17 protein-coding genes and 1 tRNA gene are annotated in these 17623 nt (G+C 33.2%); 5 read left to right on the top strand and 13 right to left on the bottom strand.

Annotated elements, in window-relative coordinates; all coding sequences use genetic code 11:
• The first annotated feature begins 25 nt into the window (after nucleotides 1-25).
• From AS161_RS08050 to hisS, 3 genes are read left to right on the top strand one after another with little or no spacing between them, the layout of a single operon-like run.
• Nucleotides 26-856 carry a Cof-type HAD-IIB family hydrolase gene (locus AS161_RS08050; RefSeq protein ID WP_164542404.1) on the top strand — a complete coding sequence of 277 codons (831 nt, stop codon included), beginning with the start codon at nucleotides 26-28 and terminating at the stop codon, nucleotides 854-856.
• Nucleotides 853-1593 carry a tetratricopeptide repeat protein gene (locus AS161_RS08045; RefSeq protein ID WP_164542403.1) on the top strand — a complete coding sequence of 247 codons (741 nt, stop codon included), beginning with the start codon at nucleotides 853-855 and terminating at the stop codon, nucleotides 1591-1593. Before AS161_RS08050 ends, AS161_RS08045 begins: the two co-directional genes overlap by 4 nt.
• Entirely contained in the window at nucleotides 1578-2843 is a 1266-nt protein-coding gene (gene hisS / locus AS161_RS08040) for a histidine--tRNA ligase (protein ID WP_164542402.1), read from the top strand. The genes AS161_RS08045 and hisS overlap by 16 nt, the downstream gene beginning before the upstream one ends.
• 43 nt (nucleotides 2844-2886) lie before the next feature.
• On the opposite strand, the gene AS161_RS08035 is transcribed toward hisS, so the two are convergent.
• Nucleotides 2887-2960: transfer RNA gene (locus AS161_RS08035), tRNA-Gln, on the bottom strand.
• Between the two features lie 97 nt (nucleotides 2961-3057).
• Here AS161_RS08035 and AS161_RS08030 point away from each other — a divergent pair.
• Entirely contained in the window at nucleotides 3058-4131 is a 1074-nt protein-coding gene (locus AS161_RS08030) for a hypothetical protein (protein ID WP_164542401.1), read from the top strand.
• 36 nt (nucleotides 4132-4167) lie between these two features.
• Here the strand turns inward: AS161_RS08030 and AS161_RS08025 are convergent, their stop codons facing one another.
• From AS161_RS08025 to hutU, 6 genes are all read right to left on the bottom strand, one after another.
• Nucleotides 4168-5007 carry a hypothetical protein gene (locus tag AS161_RS08025; protein ID WP_164542400.1) on the bottom strand — a complete coding sequence of 280 codons (840 nt, stop codon included), beginning with the start codon at nucleotides 5005-5007 and terminating at the stop codon, nucleotides 4168-4170.
• A gap of 90 nt (nucleotides 5008-5097) precedes the next feature.
• Complete coding sequence (locus AS161_RS08020; RefSeq protein WP_164542399.1) at nucleotides 5098-6123, bottom strand: glycosyltransferase family A protein; 1026 nt, start codon at nucleotides 6121-6123, stop codon at nucleotides 5098-5100.
• A complete protein-coding gene (locus AS161_RS08015; protein ID WP_164542398.1) occupies nucleotides 6120-7160 on the bottom strand; it encodes a hypothetical protein in 1041 nt (346 codons plus the stop codon). Before AS161_RS08015 ends, AS161_RS08020 begins: the two co-directional genes overlap by 4 nt.
• The gene (locus AS161_RS08010) at nucleotides 7154-7918 is read right to left on the bottom strand and encodes a TPM domain-containing protein (RefSeq protein WP_164542397.1); all 765 of its coding nucleotides are present in this window, start codon (nucleotides 7916-7918) and stop codon (nucleotides 7154-7156) included. The genes AS161_RS08015 and AS161_RS08010 overlap by 7 nt, the downstream gene beginning before the upstream one ends.
• A 45-nt stretch (nucleotides 7919-7963) precedes the next feature.
• Complete coding sequence (locus AS161_RS08005; RefSeq protein WP_164542396.1) at nucleotides 7964-8776, bottom strand: DUF4895 domain-containing protein; 813 nt, start codon at nucleotides 8774-8776, stop codon at nucleotides 7964-7966.
• A 26-nt stretch (nucleotides 8777-8802) separates the two neighbouring features.
• Entirely contained in the window at nucleotides 8803-10452 is a 1650-nt protein-coding gene (gene hutU / locus AS161_RS08000; RefSeq protein ID WP_164542395.1) for a urocanate hydratase, read from the bottom strand.
• Between the two features lie 496 nt (nucleotides 10453-10948).
• Between hutU and AS161_RS07995 the strand changes: the two genes are divergently transcribed.
• Complete coding sequence (locus AS161_RS07995) at nucleotides 10949-12055, top strand: ABC transporter substrate-binding protein (RefSeq protein WP_164542394.1); 1107 nt, start codon at nucleotides 10949-10951, stop codon at nucleotides 12053-12055.
• Between the two features lie 50 nt (nucleotides 12056-12105).
• Here the strand turns inward: AS161_RS07995 and AS161_RS07990 are convergent, their stop codons facing one another.
• The 6 genes from AS161_RS07990 to coaBC are packed head-to-tail and all read right to left on the bottom strand — an operon-like array spanning nucleotide 12106 to nucleotide 17215.
• A complete protein-coding gene (locus AS161_RS07990) occupies nucleotides 12106-13149 on the bottom strand; it encodes a MoxR family ATPase (RefSeq protein ID WP_164542393.1) in 1044 nt (347 codons plus the stop codon).
• 25 nt (nucleotides 13150-13174) lie between these two features.
• Nucleotides 13175-13756, bottom strand: coding sequence for an SMC-Scp complex subunit ScpB (locus AS161_RS07985; protein WP_164542392.1), 582 nt, complete (start codon nucleotides 13754-13756; stop codon nucleotides 13175-13177).
• Entirely contained in the window at nucleotides 13743-14417 is a 675-nt protein-coding gene (locus tag AS161_RS07980; RefSeq protein ID WP_011994612.1) for a segregation/condensation protein A, read from the bottom strand. Before AS161_RS07980 ends, AS161_RS07985 begins: the two co-directional genes overlap by 14 nt.
• Before the next feature lie 3 nt (nucleotides 14418-14420).
• Complete coding sequence (locus AS161_RS07975; RefSeq protein WP_011994613.1) at nucleotides 14421-15029, bottom strand: CBS domain-containing protein; 609 nt, start codon at nucleotides 15027-15029, stop codon at nucleotides 14421-14423.
• Between the two features lie 39 nt (nucleotides 15030-15068).
• Complete coding sequence (locus AS161_RS07970; RefSeq protein WP_164542391.1) at nucleotides 15069-16061, bottom strand: hypothetical protein; 993 nt, start codon at nucleotides 16059-16061, stop codon at nucleotides 15069-15071.
• A complete protein-coding gene (gene coaBC, locus AS161_RS07965) occupies nucleotides 16037-17215 on the bottom strand; it encodes a bifunctional phosphopantothenoylcysteine decarboxylase/phosphopantothenate--cysteine ligase CoaBC (RefSeq protein WP_164542390.1) in 1179 nt (392 codons plus the stop codon). The genes AS161_RS07970 and coaBC overlap by 25 nt, the downstream gene beginning before the upstream one ends.
• Between the last annotated feature and the right edge of the window lie 408 nt (nucleotides 17216-17623).

Genomic DNA, 17623 nt, shown 5'->3' with positions numbered 1-17623 from the left:
TTTGGAAAGATGGAGGTATATTAGAGTGGTTAGGTTGATAGTTACGGATTTAGACGGGACATTATTGAACGATGATAAACATATTCCAGATGATAATGTTATCGCTCTTAGAGAAGCTATGGAAAAAGGTGTGCATGTAAGTATCGCAACTGGACGAAATTTTGGTTCAGCGAAAAGGTATATGAAAGAGCTTGGTTTGGATGTCCCTGTTATTTTGCAGAATGGAGCGTTCATTTACCAATGGATGGAGGATAAAGTTATATACAAATCCGATTTGAAGTCTGAAGTTGCTAAATTAATCGTTGAAAAAGCTCGGGAAAAAGGTTTGTTTTATATCGTTTACATGGACTTCTTGGAAGAGAAAGATATGTATATAGACACAAATTATTCAGGTGAGTTTTTGAGTTATTTGAAGCAAAATGAATGGAGAATAAATTATGTTAGCGATGTTGTAAATTATATATCAAACAGGGATTCAATAGCCGAAGTGGCTCTTGTTGGTGATGAGGAAAAGATAAAAAGTATTGTAGAGAATGACTTATTCATATTTGGTGAGTCTGTAAGTGTTGTTAAAAATAATAGGATAAATTCAGAAGTGTTTTATGAATTTTTTGGCCCAAATTCATCTAAAGATATATCTTTCAACTATTTACTCAAGTATTTTAATGTAAAGCCTGAAGAAACGATGTATCTTGGTGATAATTACAATGATATAGGCATGTTAAAAATCGTTGGTTATCCCGTTGTTATGGAAAATGCACCAGATGAAGTCAAAAAATACGCAAAATATGTAAGTAAATCAAACAATGAAGCGGGAGTCGCATACGCAATTAGAAAGTTGGTGCTAGGTCGTTGAGAAATTTTTTAGAGCGTATCATTAGAGTTTTTTTAGTTTTATTAATATTTTTTATTTTACAAGAGTTGCTTTTGGCTTCGTCTTATTCTTCTGAGTTGTCTTACAAAATTCAATATATGATTGGCAACAGGCAAGCAAAAGAACTTGATGCACTATTGAAGTCAATTAACTATGAAGAATTATCCCCCGATGAAAAGGGGGATATTGTTATTGCATATACGGAGCTGTACAGTTGGGGTGGAATGGGTTATAATTATTCCGAAAAAGCTTATCAATTGGCAGAGAAAATTGTGAAAGATTATCCAAATTTTTGGAAAGGTTACTATTGCATGGCTCTTGTGCTTTCCCACAGAGTCCAGAAAAATAACCTATTAGCTTTGACTTTAACAAGTAAGATAGACTATAATTTAGATATGGCTGTTAAATATGGTCGAGACCAATGGTTACCTCATTTCTTAGCGGCTATAAGGTACATAGAAGTGCCGATTTTTCCTGACCTTGAAAGAGGCGAAGCGTTACTTAAAAGATCGATAGAACTTGAACCCAATCATGTGTATTCTTATTTTGTGTACGGTAAGTTATATGAGAGAAAAGGAAAATACTGCGAAGCAGTTGAAATGTATAAGAAAGCTTTGAGTTTACCAACGAGACCCGAGTGGAAAATTGTGGATGAGGACGCAAAGAAAGACGCGAAGCAAAGACTTGCGGAGGTGGAGAAGAAGTGTACCAAAAAATAAAGGGCACGGAAGATTTGTACGGCGAAGAGATGAAGTATTGGTATTGGATAGAGAAAAAGGCAAAAGATTTAGCAATAAGATACGGATACGGTGAAATAAGAACACCAATATTCGAAGAAACAAAGCTTTTTATTAGAAGCGTGGGGCAGGATACGGATATCGTTCAGAAAGAAATGTACACATTTGAGGATAAAGGTGGAAGAAGTATAACACTTAGGCCTGAAGGGACTGCGCCTGTTGTAAGGGCTTTTGTTGAAGATGGAATGATAGCTCAAGGATTTCCACAAAAGTATTTTTACATTGGTCCGATGTTTAGATACGAGAGGCCACAATCTGGGAGGCAAAGGCAGTTCCATCAATTTGGTGCAGAAATTTTCGGAAGCTCGTCACCTATAGCCGATGCAGAGCTTATAATCTTTGCCGATAGATTGATGAAAGAAATAGGACTTGTTGATTATCAAATTCATATAAATTCGCTTGGTGATATAGAAGATAGGGCGAAATATCGCGAAGCTTTAAAAGAATATTACGCACAGCATTTAGAAAATTTATGCGATGATTGTAAAGTTAGATATGAAAAGAACGTACTTAGGCTTTTGGATTGTAAAGTTGATATAGAATACACAAAAAATGCGCCAAAGATAACGGATTATCTTGGTGAGAATTCTAGGAAGCACTATGAAGAGTTGAAAGCATTGCTTGATTCGGTAGGTATAAAGTATATTGAAAATCCAAGACTTGTTAGAGGTCTTGATTATTACAATAGAACGGTTTTTGAAATACACCACCAAAAGCTCGGGGCTATGAGCGCTATCGCTGGTGGTGGAAGATACGATGGACTAATAAAAGAAATAGGTGGTAAAGACGTTCCAGCGTTAGGTTTTGCAACGGGCATAGAACGATTGATACTTGCATTGAAAGCTGAGAATGTTTTAGTTGATGAAATTGAAACCAACGTAGTTTACATCGCTTACCTTGGTGGGTTTGATGTAAAAGCTGAAGCGATAAGGCTTTCGGAAGAACTTAGAAGGGAAGGTATACCAGTTGGTCTTGAGCTTATGGAACGTGGGTTGAGCGCGCAACTCAAGAATGCTGCAAGAGTTGGAGCTAAATTTACGATAATCGTTGGTGAGAGTGAACTTGAAAGAAATATCGTGCTTGTAAAAAATATGGAAACAGGTGAACAATTGGAGTTTGAAAGAAGCTTTGTAGTTAGCGGAATAAAAGACATGATAACAGAAATGCAGTAATCTAATAAAAATCCCCCACGAAACGTGGGGGAAATTTATGTATTGGCTGGGAGGGGAGGATTCGAACCTCCACTGGCGGATCCAGAGTCCGCAGTCCTGCCATTAGACGACCTCCCAATAATATTTGAGAATATACAACGCAATCTATATTCTATCATTGCAGCTTAATATTGTCAATAATTGTCAGTAACGTTGGTGATGGAGGTGTTTGTTTGTGAGTAGGCAATCAAATAAGGAAATATATTACATTTCTTCGTTCTATTGGAAAAATTATAACGCAGCTTCAAAAGCAAAAATGGATATTGAAAGAATTTTTCAAAGCGAAAGCTTTAAGCCTATAAATTTATTTAAAGATGGTAAGAATACAAGAATTTTTTCTTTATCTAAATTTTTCCAGTTCATAATATATTCTTTCTTTGGTGGAAAGTATAAAAGCTCAACTGTCTTTTTTCAAAACGGTACGGGAATTGACGCAATTTTATCGCCTTTTATTAAGCTTGCATTTAGAGATGGGAAAAGGGTTATTTTTGTTCACGATATAGAGACTATAAGAATTGGTAGAAAAATTGATTTTTTACGTGAAAAGATAGTTTTTTCGAAATTTACCCATGCTATTTGCCCTTCGGAGGAAATGGCAGAGTTCTTAAAGAAAAAGTTTGGATTTAGAGGTAAGACATTCGTTTTAGGTTTTTTTGATTATCTAATTTTCGAAGAATTTGACAGTATAATTAAAACTCATAGAGGAGAGTTTCCTGAAAATAAAAAATTTTTAGTTGTATATGCTGGAAACTTAAGCAAGTGGAAAGCTGGATTTATTCATAAAATAGCTGAAAGTAACTATTTCCCGAAAAATTACAAACTTTTACTCTATGGAAAAGGTTACGATGGGGTTATGAATGAATTTTTAGAAATTAAAGGTGCATATCCTCCAGATGAACTCCCCGCACGTATCCAAGGTCATTTTGGACTTATATGGGATGGAGATGATATAGATAGAATTCTTGGAAAAAGAGGCGAATATTTAAAATATAATCTTCCACACAAAACATCTTTGTACATTGTCAGCAAATTACCGATAATTGCATGGAAAGGGAGCGCTATTTTTAAGCTTATAGAAGAATACAACATAGGTTTTGGTGTAGATTCCTTGTTGGAACTTGAGAGCAAGCTTGAAAATATTACTCCTGAACAGTATGAAACTTGGAGAAATAACATTGAAAAGTTAAGAAACGAGATTATTAATGGAAATAGAATGAGATCAGTTATAAAGTCTGTTATAAATGAATAAGACTAATAAAATGTGTTTATTATAAGATTTTTTTAATTATTTATTTCTTCTAAAAAATGAAAGTGTTTTGTAGAAAATTCTCAGTAAATAAACTATTAACCAACGTGTTTGATTGTATTCTTTACCGTATCCAAAGTTTCTTATAGGCCTTAAAAATTTCTTCCCACCCGCGTTATGAACAATAGGAATTATTGTTCCATCTTTAAGGTAAAATTTCCCGTCTTTCACAAAATATTTTTTAGTCGAGGTTGTCGGAATAAAATTATAGATTGTTGGAAGTTCATAAAATCCATATTTATATGCAAAATAATTTAGGAGTATCATATCAACGCCCCATGCGTATGGATCTATAATTTTTTGAAACATTTCGTTAACGATATTTATAAATTTATGAGATGGGTATACGACAAATCCTGCATTTATTAATCTTTTTCCTCTTAGAAAACTCTTAATTTCATCAGCATTTTTTACCTTTTCGTTGTTTATTAGTACATCCATATTCGGTGATATTTCTTCGCATACCCCTCTCACTTTATCATTTTCAATTTTGAAAAGGTGCAAAATGTCGGATTGGAAGATTATATCACCTGAATCACAAAAAATTAGTTGCTCATATTTAGTATTTGCTTCAAGGTACTTTTTTAGTTCTTTGAATCTTAAATTGTTTATATGACCGTTGAATTCTGTTGCTTCTTCCACAATTACAGAATTTTCTTTCAATATATTTTTAGCATTTTCTGTTAATCCGTAGTCTAATACTAATATATCTATTTCAGCTAAATTTACATTTTCTTTCAAAGACTTCAGCCAGTGGTTTATCAAAAATTCTTCGTACTTTTTATTGCATGCCGTGGCAATAAGATACTTCTTACCCATCTAATTTGAGCGCAGATTATTTGTTTTGTAATACAAGTTAACGCGCTCTTTCCTCCTTTCTAATCGAATCCCCAATTTCATCATTATTTTTTATCTTCCAGCTTTGTTTGAGAAGTATTTTGATGATATTCTAAGAATAAAGTACAGAATTGATGGACATGTTAAATATATGTTTTTTAGGATTAAAGCTTGTTTTTGAAATCTTGTTCTTTTTCTGGTAGGTATTTTCATTTTTTTTACATTTTCTAAAATATGCTTATTTTTTGCAAGTTTTATCCATTTTTTGTAAGGATAACCACTAAAAGCTAAATTTGCTATGGACCAACCATACGCAGAAGGGAGCGAATAATTTTCTAAAACTTTTGCTATTTCCGTTTCGGAGAGATTTTTAAAGAATTTTATAAGTCGTTTTACCGAACCAACGTTGTGAAATACTGAAAGCGTTGGTTTTTTTGTTGATGATGTTGGCCTGTAAACTAATAGTGCGGTTGTAATTCCTAGATAATAAATTGATTTCGAATAATAGATAACTTTTGTCAAAAATTCGTTATCTTCCCCATATTTAGCTCCTTTAGTAAATTTTATGTCGTTTTCTTTGATTAATTTTGAGCTTATTAGCGAGTTATTAACGGATATGTATATTTCACCTGTTAAAAAGTCAATTATTGCTCTTTTGTATGATTCTGTTTCCCATTTGAATTTATACATATCTTCATATTTGTATATAACTTTACCATTAAATGTTATAACGTCTTGTCCGCCAAAGACAATACCTATATTTTTTTCCAAAGCTTTACTCAAAAGAAGTTCAATAGAATTTGGAGGAAGCCTGTCATCGCCATCTAAAAATTTTATGTAATCTCCAGATGCATTTTCGATTCCAACGTTTCTTGCAACGCTGACTCCTTGGTTAGTTTGATCGATGATTTTGAAGTTTACACCGGAGTTTCTCAGTATACTATACGCAATTTCTCTTGTTTTATCAGTTGAGCCGTCGTTTACGACTATTATTTCTAAGTTCCTATATGTTTGATTTAATACACTCTCAATAGTTTTCTCTATATACCCTTCAACGTTATATGCCGGGATTATAACTGATACCAGAGGTTTAATCAAACAGATCTCCTTCCTTTCCTTTTTGTAAAATCATTAAAGTTTCCAATAAGGAAGCTTCTAATTTTTCTTGGGATGAACTTAATTGATAATAATACTATCACTATAACTGCTGCAAAGTGGATAAACCAAAATTTATGAAGTAATTCCATAGGATTTTCAATAGGTCCAAGCAATAAGGAAAAAGGATAGTAAAGAATTGAACCAAATAAGAAATGATAAGATATCACAAATAATGAATTGAAAGCAAGCTTATAAAAGAAACCTTCAAATACTGAGTTTTTTATGAACTCTGATAGATAAATAACGACAAATATAGCAAGTATTTCACCTAAAAAGGCAATCAAGCCATTTTTACCAAACCATTGGGTGTTCCAAGATATATCTCCGTTGTATCTACTTACTAGAAATAAACCGAATGTTGATAAGAGAAAGAAAGGAGACGAAATTTTCATATTCATTTCTTTCCATTTTTTTCCAATGTAAAAAAATGGTATAGAGCATAGTGCTGCGTCTATTTTAAATGGAAGCGGAGTATGTGGAATAATACGTATGAATATAGAAAGTACGATTGCAATGTAGATGGTTATCTTGTTTTTGGATAGTATCAGATAGAATATTTCCGCAAAAAATAGCATTAGAAAGAACCACAATGGAACAATATTTATAGGGATTTCTGAAAGCTTATCCAATTTTCCTATAAGAAAATTCACGAGGTATTTCCATCTGGATGTTGTGATAAATTTTTCAGGGACTATAAGCAAAAATATAAGCGAGTTTATTAGTCCTGCGAAATAATATGTTTTTATTAACTGAATTCTTGATAAAATAAATTTATCCAAACTTTTCTCTTTCCATTGATATCCTCTTGCAAAGATTAGAGATGACAAACCGTAACTAAAAAAACTGTAAATATAGTTAGGTGTTCCAGAGTGAACTAGCATTACAAAAAATATAGCAAGTCCTTCCATTATAAGTACATTTAACTTGCCACCTTTTTCTTCTCTATCTATTTTTTTGTCTAATTCATTTTTCACCATTTCCCGCTTGCTCCACCTCCACCGCTTCGCCCACCACCGAAACTACCAAATCCACCGCCAGAACTTCTTCCGCCACCGGAACCTCCGAATCCACCAAATCCACCTGGTCCAAATGGCCCCCTTGGTCCCATACCACTTATCCTTGTTCTTTTTGATAGAGTTATCAGTATTACGATGATTACAAAGACAATTATCGGTAAATATTTTTGAATTGTTTCAGTTTCATCTGGTTGAGGTAATTCACTATCTATATCCATTGTCAATTCTACATTGTATTCCTTTGCTATCTCTTTCGCAAGAGCCAAATAGCCATAGTAAACTCCTTTGGAATAGTCTTCTTGTTTGAAATATGGTATTATGTATTCGTCTCTTATTCGTCCCGCCTTGCCATCTGGTATCGCACCTTCAAGCCCGTACCCAACTTCAATCCTCATTACTCTGTCTTTTATGGCAGCAAGTAATAACACGCCATTATCTTTGCCTTTTTGACCTATTCCCCATTTTCTGAATAACTCAACAGCGTATTCTTCGATTGTTGTGTCTCCTATGGTATCAACTATGACAGCTGTTAGTTGAGCACCAGTTTTTTCCTCAAGTTCTTTACCTATAGAGACTATGTTTTTTACATAATCTTCGCTAATTATTCCAACGTAATCGTTAACATATTTCAATGGTGTTGGCTGTGGAAATGTAATTGCTATTAGAGATGAGTTTAGAAAAAGTAGAAAAATTAGAATAATTAAAAATATTTTCTTCATTGAAATCATCTCCATAAAATTAAATGAAAAAATGATTTTGTAAGGTCATACAAAATGCCTGATTAAATCTTTTTTTATCATTTCATATTCTTCTATTAGCTTTTCGACCTGGACAAACGGGTTTTCTGAAAATATTGTGTTGAAATCTAACATAAAAGAACCTATAACTTTTTCGTTTAATGCAAAGTATTTTGCTGGGCTGAGATTGTGCTTTTTTCTTAGCAATGACACAACTTCGGATAATAAGGGTCTAAATTCGTCATTTACACTTTTATCAACGATGAAGAAATTTATCCCTTCATCATTTATAATGGTTTTACAGATTTTGAATTTTCCCTCTTTGTATTTTTCCAAACGTTCAATAATTTTTTCATCAACTTTTTGTGCAAAAGAGAAAGATTCTGTTCCCAGCACCTTTTCACTAAATATTTCTTTTTTTAAAAATTCATCTGGACCTGAGATTGCAACAAAGCGTGTTTTGAGAGGCAGTTTAATTATACCACATTGAAGATTACAATTTTCATTTGTGAAGTTTTTGAATTTTTCCTTAAAATTTTCTTCATCTTTAATCTTTTGGAGCTTGTATATTGCTGGATTTGTTGACATAGGGTTAGAGATGGATAAACCTATGAGTTTTTCATTTGAAGGAGTTACTAGGAAATTCATAAAAAATGGGAATTTTTTTTGTGATTCAGTCGGGTTTATTTCACTATGTTCATTCGAATAACAAGTTACCACCGCAACATGGCGGTGGTAAACATCAAGCCTATCTTTTTTACTCTCTAGAAAGTTCAATAATTCTGAGCTATCAAATTCGATTTTTTCTATACTCTTATACTTTTCCGGTCCAAAGTACATCTTTCACCTGCTCCATTCGAATAGTTTTAATCCATCATTGGCATTCTAATTCCATGCTTTTTGGCTGTTTGGATAGCTATTTCATATCCAGCGTCTGCATGCCTTACTACTCCCATGCCAACGTCGTTTGTCAATACTCTTTCGAGTTTTTGTCTTGTTAGTTCTGTTCCATCAGCAACGATAACAACTCCAGCGTGAATTGAGTATCCTATTCCAACGCCTCCACCATGGTGGATAGAGACCCATGTCGCACCACTTGCAACATTTAACATTGCATTTAACAATGGCCAGTCAGCTATTGCATCGCTACCATCTTTCATTGCTTCTGTTTCTCTGTATGGACTTGCTACTGAACCTGTATCATGGTGGTCTCTACCTATAACTATAGGAGCTTCAAGTTCGCCTTTTCTGACCATTTCGTTCATTGCAAGTCCCATTTCTGCTCTCTGTCCTTGACCAAGCCAGCATATTCTTGCCGGTAATCCTTGCCATTTTACCTTCTTTTGAGCCATATCTATCCATTTCCTAAGATGCTCGTCTTCTCCAAATAGTTCTAATACCTTTTGGTCAGTCTTGTAAATGTCTTCCGGCTTACCAGACAATGCTACCCATCTGAATGGGCCTTTACCTTCACTGAATAAATCTCTTATGTATTCGGGAACGTACCCTGGGATATTGAAAGCATCCTTTACTCCATGGTCTAGTGCCAATCTTCTTATGTTGTTCCCATACTCAAATACTTTTGCACCTTGTCTTTGCATTTCCAGTATTGCCTCAATGTGTTTCACAACACTATCGTAAACCATTTCAAGGTATTTTTCCGGATTTTCTTTCCTTAGTTTCAAAGCCTCTTCGAATGAAATGCCAGCAGGGACATAACCATTTAATGGGTCATGTGCGGCTGTTTGGTCTGTTACTACATCGGGAATGATACCTCTTCTTACAAGCTCTGGATGTACTTCTGCTGCGTTTCCAAGTAAACCTATCGATAGAGGTCTACCTTCCTTCAATGCTTCTTTTGCTAATCTCAAAGCTTCATCTAAGTTATCTGTCCATGTATCAAGATAACCAGTTTGGATTCTTCTGTCTATCATCCTTTTATCAACTTCAACAGCGATTACTACACCGTCATTCATTGTAACTGCGAGTGGTTGGGCTCCGCCCATTTCACCAAGCCCTGCCGTTAGGACAAGTTTACCTTTAAGTGTTCCACCAAAGTATTTCTTAGCAACAGCGTAGAATGTTTCGTAGGTACCTTGGAGTATACCTTGTGTACCTATGTATATCCAACTTCCTGCTGTCATTTGCCCATACATTATCAGCCCACGTGCTTCAAGTTCGTTGAAATATTCCCACGTTGCCCATTTTGGTACAAGGTTGGAATTTGCGATAAGTACACGCGGTGCCCATTCGTGTGTTTTCCAAACTGCGACTGGTTTTCCACTTTGAATAAGTAACGTTTCATCGTTTTCTAATTTTTTAAGTGTTTCAACTATTTTGTAGAAACAATCCCAGTTTCTTGCAGCTTTACCTTTACCTCCGTAAACTATCAAATTGGCCGGATCTCTTGCAACTTCTGGATCAAGATTATTCATTAACATTCTCATCGCGGCTTCTGTTTGCCATGATTTGCATGTTAATTGTGTTCCTCTTGGTGCCCTTATGACTTCTGGCATAAATCATCCCCCCGTTAAGGTTTTATTTATACACTTTCTAATTATATCACTTAACTGAACCTTTTTCACTTTTTAGATAACTCTGGATATTTAAGAGTAAATAAGAAATAAGGCGAATTTAAAAAAATATGAAAACCAATATCTTGTAGTTAAGAATTTTAATCGAGTCATATTGAGTGGAAAAAGTTGTTTTTTTCTAATTTTTTGCTCATTTATGTTTTCAAAATTAATAAAATTAATTTTTTGTTCGCTATATTAACTAATTTTAAAAAAGCAAATTATATTCAACCATGTTGAATTATTCGCTAATTTTAAATTTTTTCATCTTTTGTCTAAAATTATTCCTTGACAAATGTTTTCTTGAATGTTAAAATACGAAAAAATTTTTTAAGTATATTAAATTTTGATTTGTATTATGAAATTTCAAGTTTTTTAGCTGATTTAAGTTAAACATTTTTGTATATTACAAGAATTTCTTCCAAGGAGGTAGACTTGTATGAAAAGATTTGTTTTTATACTTCTTTTGATCTTGAGTCTGAGTACTTTTGGTGTTATCAAGATAGGTGCGCTTTTACCGTTAACTGGTGGTGTTTCATCTTTTGGTGATATGTTTAAAAAAGGTATAGAACTTGCTTGGGAAGAGAAAAACATTGTTTTAGGTGAGAAAGTAGAGATTGTGTATATGGACACGAGAAGTGAAAAAACAGAAGCAGCAAATGGCGCTGCAAGGCTTATTGACAAAGAAGGAGTTATTGCTATTCTTGGAGAAATCCTTAGTAGTAATTCTATTGCAGCTGGTGAAGTAGTAGAAAAAAAGAAAGTACCGATGGTTACTATGTCTACTAATCCATTAGTTACTCAAGGGAAAAAATTTGTCACTAGAGTTACTTTTATCGATCCTTTGCAGGGGTTTGCTCTTGCTGAATTTGCATCAAAAAAATTGAAATTAAAAAAAGTGAGTGTTTTTACTGATATTGAACAAGATTACAGTGTTGGTCTTTCAAATTATTTTACTGGAAAGTTTGAAAAATTAGGTGGGCAAGTTTTACAGTTACAATATAAATCTGGAGATCAGGAATTTAGTGCCCAAATATCTCAAGCTATTAAATATGGTAGTGAGGCAATAGTTATCACTGGATATTACAATGAGATAGCGTTAATATCTCAACAAGCAAGGTCAATGGGTTATAAGGGGTATATATTAGCAGGTGATGGTGCCGCTGTGCCTGAGATAATAAAATTAGGCGGTCAAGCTGTTGAAGGACTTTACTTTTCGGATCATTTTCACCCTGATGCACTCGGAACAAAAAAATCGCAGTTATTTATTCAAGCATTTGAAAAGAAATATGGTGAAAAACCTTCGACATACTCTGCATGCGGTTATGATGCTTATATGCTTGTTATTGATGCAATTGAAAGAGCAAAAACTAAGAATTCAGAGTTAATAGCGTCAGCAATAAGGAAAACCAAAAACTTTGAAGGAGTAACGGGCTTTATAACTATAGACGCAAATGGCAATGCTTTGAAGGATGTTCTTATAATAACTATTAAGAATGGAAAGTTTGAATTTTTCAGCAAAATTCTAGCAGAAAATTTGAAGTAGTTTAATTATATAATAAAATAACCTCGAGCTTAAATACTCGAGGTTGTTTTTTAATTATTTTTTTCAAGAGAAATTAATTTTCTCATAAGTTTGTCACAAAATTCGCCTTTTAACCCAGGTGTGTTGGAGAGATTTACCAACATTCTCATAAAAGCTTCGAACGAATCAGATGGAACGACTTTCGATAGTCTTATTAAATTTTCCGATATATTATCTAATTTTTTGCGTAATTCTTGAAGGTCTTTTTCATCTACGGAGGTTATAAAATCTACTAATCTTATCAACAATCCGTTTGCTTGATGAATATCCAGCTCTGTAGGAATATTACCATTTATGAGTACTTCATATGGACTTAAAATATTAGAAGAAATTGCCCTATCGACGAACACTTTTGCAGCTTCTGGACCAATTATTCCACTTGCTAATATGTATAAATACTCTTTTTTATCTTCTTCAGTTAATTGAGAAAGTACTTTCCCAAGTTTATACCAACTTCTCGGACTTGGTTTTATAGAGGCTTTTAATGACAGAGTATCATGAACAGAAAGAAACTCTGGGTATTTTTCTATGAAGTTAATTATGTCTCTTGGAATACTATTTTTTTCAGCCCAATTTATCCATTCAGATGGTTCCGGATGTATTTCAAGAATAAAGAACCTTGAGAGAAAAGCAGGGTCTGTTATTAATTCAACTTGGTCATAGTTTTCATCAGGTGGGTTCATAGACGCCATTAACCATGTGCCTTCTGGAAGTACATGATTGTGAATTCTTTTATCCACAAGAAGTTGCATTATCGCATTCCTTATGCTTCTGTGAGCTCTGTTTATTTCATCCAAAAGAATTATCACGTTACCATCTTCTGGCCACCAATCTGGTGCTAAGAATTTTGTTTTATTCTCATCTCTCGCAGGTAACCCAATCAAATCCCCTGGTTCCATCTGCGATAAGACTAAAATAATAAGCTTTCTTCCTGTTTCCTTTGCTATATCCCTTGCTATATCAGTTTTCCCAACACCAAAATGTCCTATTAAAAGTGGAATTTCGCCAGCTTCCATTATCTTTTGTGATAGATATTTTGCTTCATTTACAGTCATGAACATCCCTCTTTAGTTTTTTTATTTAGCTTTCTTGATTTTCCTGTTTGTTATTTGAATTGCTTTGTTCTTCAGGTTCAAAAATATTCTGTGCAATGCTTTCGAACGAAGCACCACCTGCTTGGCGAACAAGTTCTTCAATCATGCTTTCATCTTTAAATGTTTCAGTAAGGCTATATACAAAAGTTCTTCCTGATTTCCTTCGTTTAACGACTCCAGAGGTTAATAATTGTTTAATTACATTCGTTGAATCTTTTCCACGCATACTGTCTATTTCTAATTTTGTTGCTTGCTTTCTAACTGCTAAAAATATAGCTATCTCAAGTTGTGAAGGCGAAAGACTTCCAAGATATCTTCTCTTGGCTACTTTTGAAACAATACTTGAAAACTGAGGTTTCGTATAGAATCTTAAGTAACCTTCTATTTCTCTAAGTTCAATACCATGATCTTCGGAAGAATAATCTTCTTTTATTTCGTTAATTAACAATTCAATTTCCTCAAGAGGAATTTCGGTCAAAGTGGATATGTTTTCTTTACTTATTCCGCGTGAGGCGAAGATAATCGATTCAATTAATGCCTTTTTGTTTTTGGTGTTATACTGCGACATTCGCCTTCACCACTTTCTTTAAAACAAGGTTTTCATCAATGATAAATTTTTCAAAACGTATTAGTTCAAGTATAGCCAAAAATTTGATTATTATTTCATATTTTGATGTACTATTTCTAAGCAATTCGTATAGACTTATTGAATCATAACTTTGCTCTATTTCTTCCATCACTTTTTCAAGAGAGTAATTTTCTTTTTTTATAACGTAAACTTTTTGCTTTACCTCTAATTCCTTTATTGCTGCTTTAACTATATTTACAAGTTTTTTCTCATCTACCTTTGGGAAAGTATACAAAACTTTCACAGGATATTGCTCAGCAGAATCTTTTCTTGATAATTCTTCTGCTAATTGTTTTAATCGAGCGTATTCTTCGATTCTCCTAAACAAAAGTTCCCTTTTGTATTCGTACTCTTTTCTTTCTTTATCACTTAATGAAGGAATTAAGCTTTTTGATTTTAATTCAAGCAAATAAGCTGCCGTTGATATGAACTCTGAAGTAACGTTTAGATTGAATTCTTCCATTTGATTTATATAGTATAAAAACTCATCTGCCAGTTGTGAAATCGACAACTGGCGGATGTCTATCTGTTTTTTCTGGACTAAATAAAGGAGTAAGTCAAGAGGACCTTCGAATGTTTCTAGTTTGAATAGTATATCCATTTCTTATTGGAAAAATCCCTCTTCTTCAACTATTGATTCGTATGGAATTTCATATACTTCAAGTATACTTGCAACGCTTTCTGCATCTTTACTATCAACTTTTATTGATACAAGGCGATTGTTATCATCTTTAAGTGTTAGTATAGAAAGAATGTTTATTCTGTTGTTTGCAAGCACATCGATAACTTTCTTCAATTCGCCAGGTTTGTCTTGAAGTGTCAGATTAATTCTTATTCCGTGTTCATCCATTGCTGACATTTCTGTCATAGCTTCGAGTACTTCTTGAATGGTTAGTACACCTATAACCTCACTATTTGAATTAACAACGGGAAGTACCGTTTCTTTGTTTTCAATAAGCATCATCGCAGATTCTTCGATTGTTGAATCCTCAACAATATAAAAATCTGGGAAAATAACGTATTTACCAACCTGTTCTTCCATTTCAACTTCTTTTATAACAGATTTGTGAATCAATCCATCAAATTTGCCATCTTCGTCTACGACGATACAATAATCACAAGAATATTTTCTCATTTCATGGAGTGCATCAGAAATTGACTGCGTGTTTTTTACCTTTGGAAAAAATGTATTAACCCATCTGACTGCTTTCATATCTTTCTACCTCCTTAATAATTAATGATTTTTAGTTTTTTAAAAAGTGTAATAATAAAACTCGCCACTATCGGAACAATATACAGAAAATGCGCTTTGTGAATCTTTTAGTGTAAATACTTCAAAAGGATAATCACCCGTATCAAATACGTTGATTTCTTTCCCATCTTTTGTTACCATAACTTTATTGTAAGGAGCGCTTAATATAACTATGTATTCTCCAACCTTTTTTACAAAAGTTGGGGTGTATGGCACTTTGAAAGAATTTTGAACAGAATCATTTTGCACAATAGTAAGTGACAATCCTGCCATAGAAGTTATATAGTATTTCTCACCATCGTAATAAGCGCTCGAGATGTATTTGGATATTTTAGTTATTTTGCCTGTTTTAAGGTTATAAAGTTGTCCATCACGGGTATCTATAAGTATGTCACCAACAAGAATAGAAGGTGTTGTTAATCCTATTTTTTGAGGTTTCTCGTTTACAAACTCTATGTCGTAATTTTCATTCCAAAGATAAGTTGCAAATATTTTTCCATTCCAAGAGAATATGTAAGCTGGTGATCCAGAAAATTTGTATGTTCCTATAGTATTTAAATCTTTATCAAAGGAATAAAGTTCGCCTCCTTCAAGAAGAATGTATAAAACATTATCTTGCAGTAAACTTGACTGAATTCTTTTTTGAAAAGATACGCTTTTAATTAAATTACCATAAGGGTTAATCTTTGAAATTTTTGGTGTTGTTCTGTCAACTATTATATAATCGTTTTCTGATTGATAAACGTTCATGACGTAACTTCCAATGGAAGAATAAGCTGTAACTATTTGTTTTGATTCGAGATTGTATACAACCATGTTTCTACTAAAAGGATCCACTAAAATTACTGTACCGTCTGTCCTAAAATTCCTGAAAGAATACTTGATACCAACGTAAACTTTTTCAATGTTTACCCCAAAAGTAAATGTTTGAATTAATAAGATGATGTTGATAAATATATAAATTTTTCTTAGGATTCTTGTAGAACTTTGCATAGCTTTATCAACAACTCCTTTGCTATTTCTTCTTTTGTTCCCTCAAGTTCAACGATTGAATTATTTTTGAAAATTATATAAACGTGATTTCTATCATTTCCCATAGCAGTTCTAGCATCGTTTGCAACTATCACGTCTGCGTTTTTTCTCACAAGTTTTTCGTAACCGTTTTCTATTATATTTTCTGTTTCTGCGGCAAATCCAACAACAATTTGATTTTCTTTTTTTGAATGACCAATTGTTTCAAGTATATCTGGGTTTTTCTCAAGCTCAATAATAAGTGTTTCTGCGGATTTTTTGATTTTTTGTTGAGCACTAACCTTAGGCTTGTAGTCAGCAACTGCCGCACACATAATAAGTATATCATAATTATCCTTTTTACTCAAAACTGCTTTGTACATTTCTTCCGCAGATTTAATAGAAACTATTTCATCCATAAAGAAAGGATATTCAATACATGTTGGTCCAGTTACTAGCATAACCTCCGCTCCCAATCTTTTAGCTACAGTCGCTATGGAATAACCCATCTTTCCACTTGAATAATTTGATATGTATCTAACGGGATCTATAGATTCTACAGTTGGACCGGCGGTTACAAGGACTTTTTTACCTTCCAATGGTTTTTCTTCTGATACTATCTTTATGAATTCTATAATTTTTTCATTCTCAGGATATCTGCCTTTTCCAACTTCTCCACAGGCAAGATGGCCACTTTCAGGATTGAGTATTTTCCAACCTAACTTACCAAGCTTTTCTATATTCTCTTGTGTTATTGGATTTTCGTACATTCTTGTGTTCATAGTTGGGACAACTATTTTTTTACCATTGTCAAATGCAAGCGCGGTTGTGGTTAGCAAGTTATCAGCCAAGCCATTTGCAAGTTTTGCTATTGTATTTGCAGTGGCGGGCGCAATTATAAATACATCAGCCCATTTTGAAAGCTCAGTGTGTATTATCCAACCAGATTCAATTTCATATGTATCTGTATAAACTTTACAGTTTCCAACCGATGAGAAAACAATAGGATTTATCAATTTACTAGCATTTTCAGTCATTATAACTTGAAGATTCCAGCCTTGCTTTCTTATTTTACTCGCTAAGTCGACTGCCTTATAAATCGCTATACCTGAGCTAACGCCAAGCAGAATATTCAATTTTATCACCTCTTCTTTTCAGAAATACTCACAAATAATTATACCATATTTGAAACATTAAGTTTCTTTAACAATTTTAATCACGTTAAATTAAACACAAATTCCATTTATTAAGTAACAATTTTAGTCTTTCGATACTATAATTATTCAAAAAATCAGATTAAGTTGTAAAAACATACTAAAAATACATATTTTTTTAATTTTCTCTCGTTTTCTAATAAAATCGCTTGACTTGTTTTGGTTGTTTGTGTTAAAATATATAAAAATTTTTTTACCAACGTTAAAATTTGTATCTAAAAAACTTCTTTAAGATTTCCGGTAATAAGTCAAGAGGAGAAAAAATAGAAAAATAAAAAACCTAGTCAACACTTTGACTTTCAATAACTTAATATTTCACTTTCATTCTTA

Source organism: Fervidobacterium sp. 2310opik-2, from assembly GCF_011057735.1.
In the GTDB taxonomy this organism is placed as follows: domain Bacteria; phylum Thermotogota; class Thermotogae; order Thermotogales; family Fervidobacteriaceae; genus Fervidobacterium; species Fervidobacterium nodosum.
Note: the sequence above shows the minus strand (reverse complement) of the source record. Positions and strands in the feature narration are given on the sequence as shown.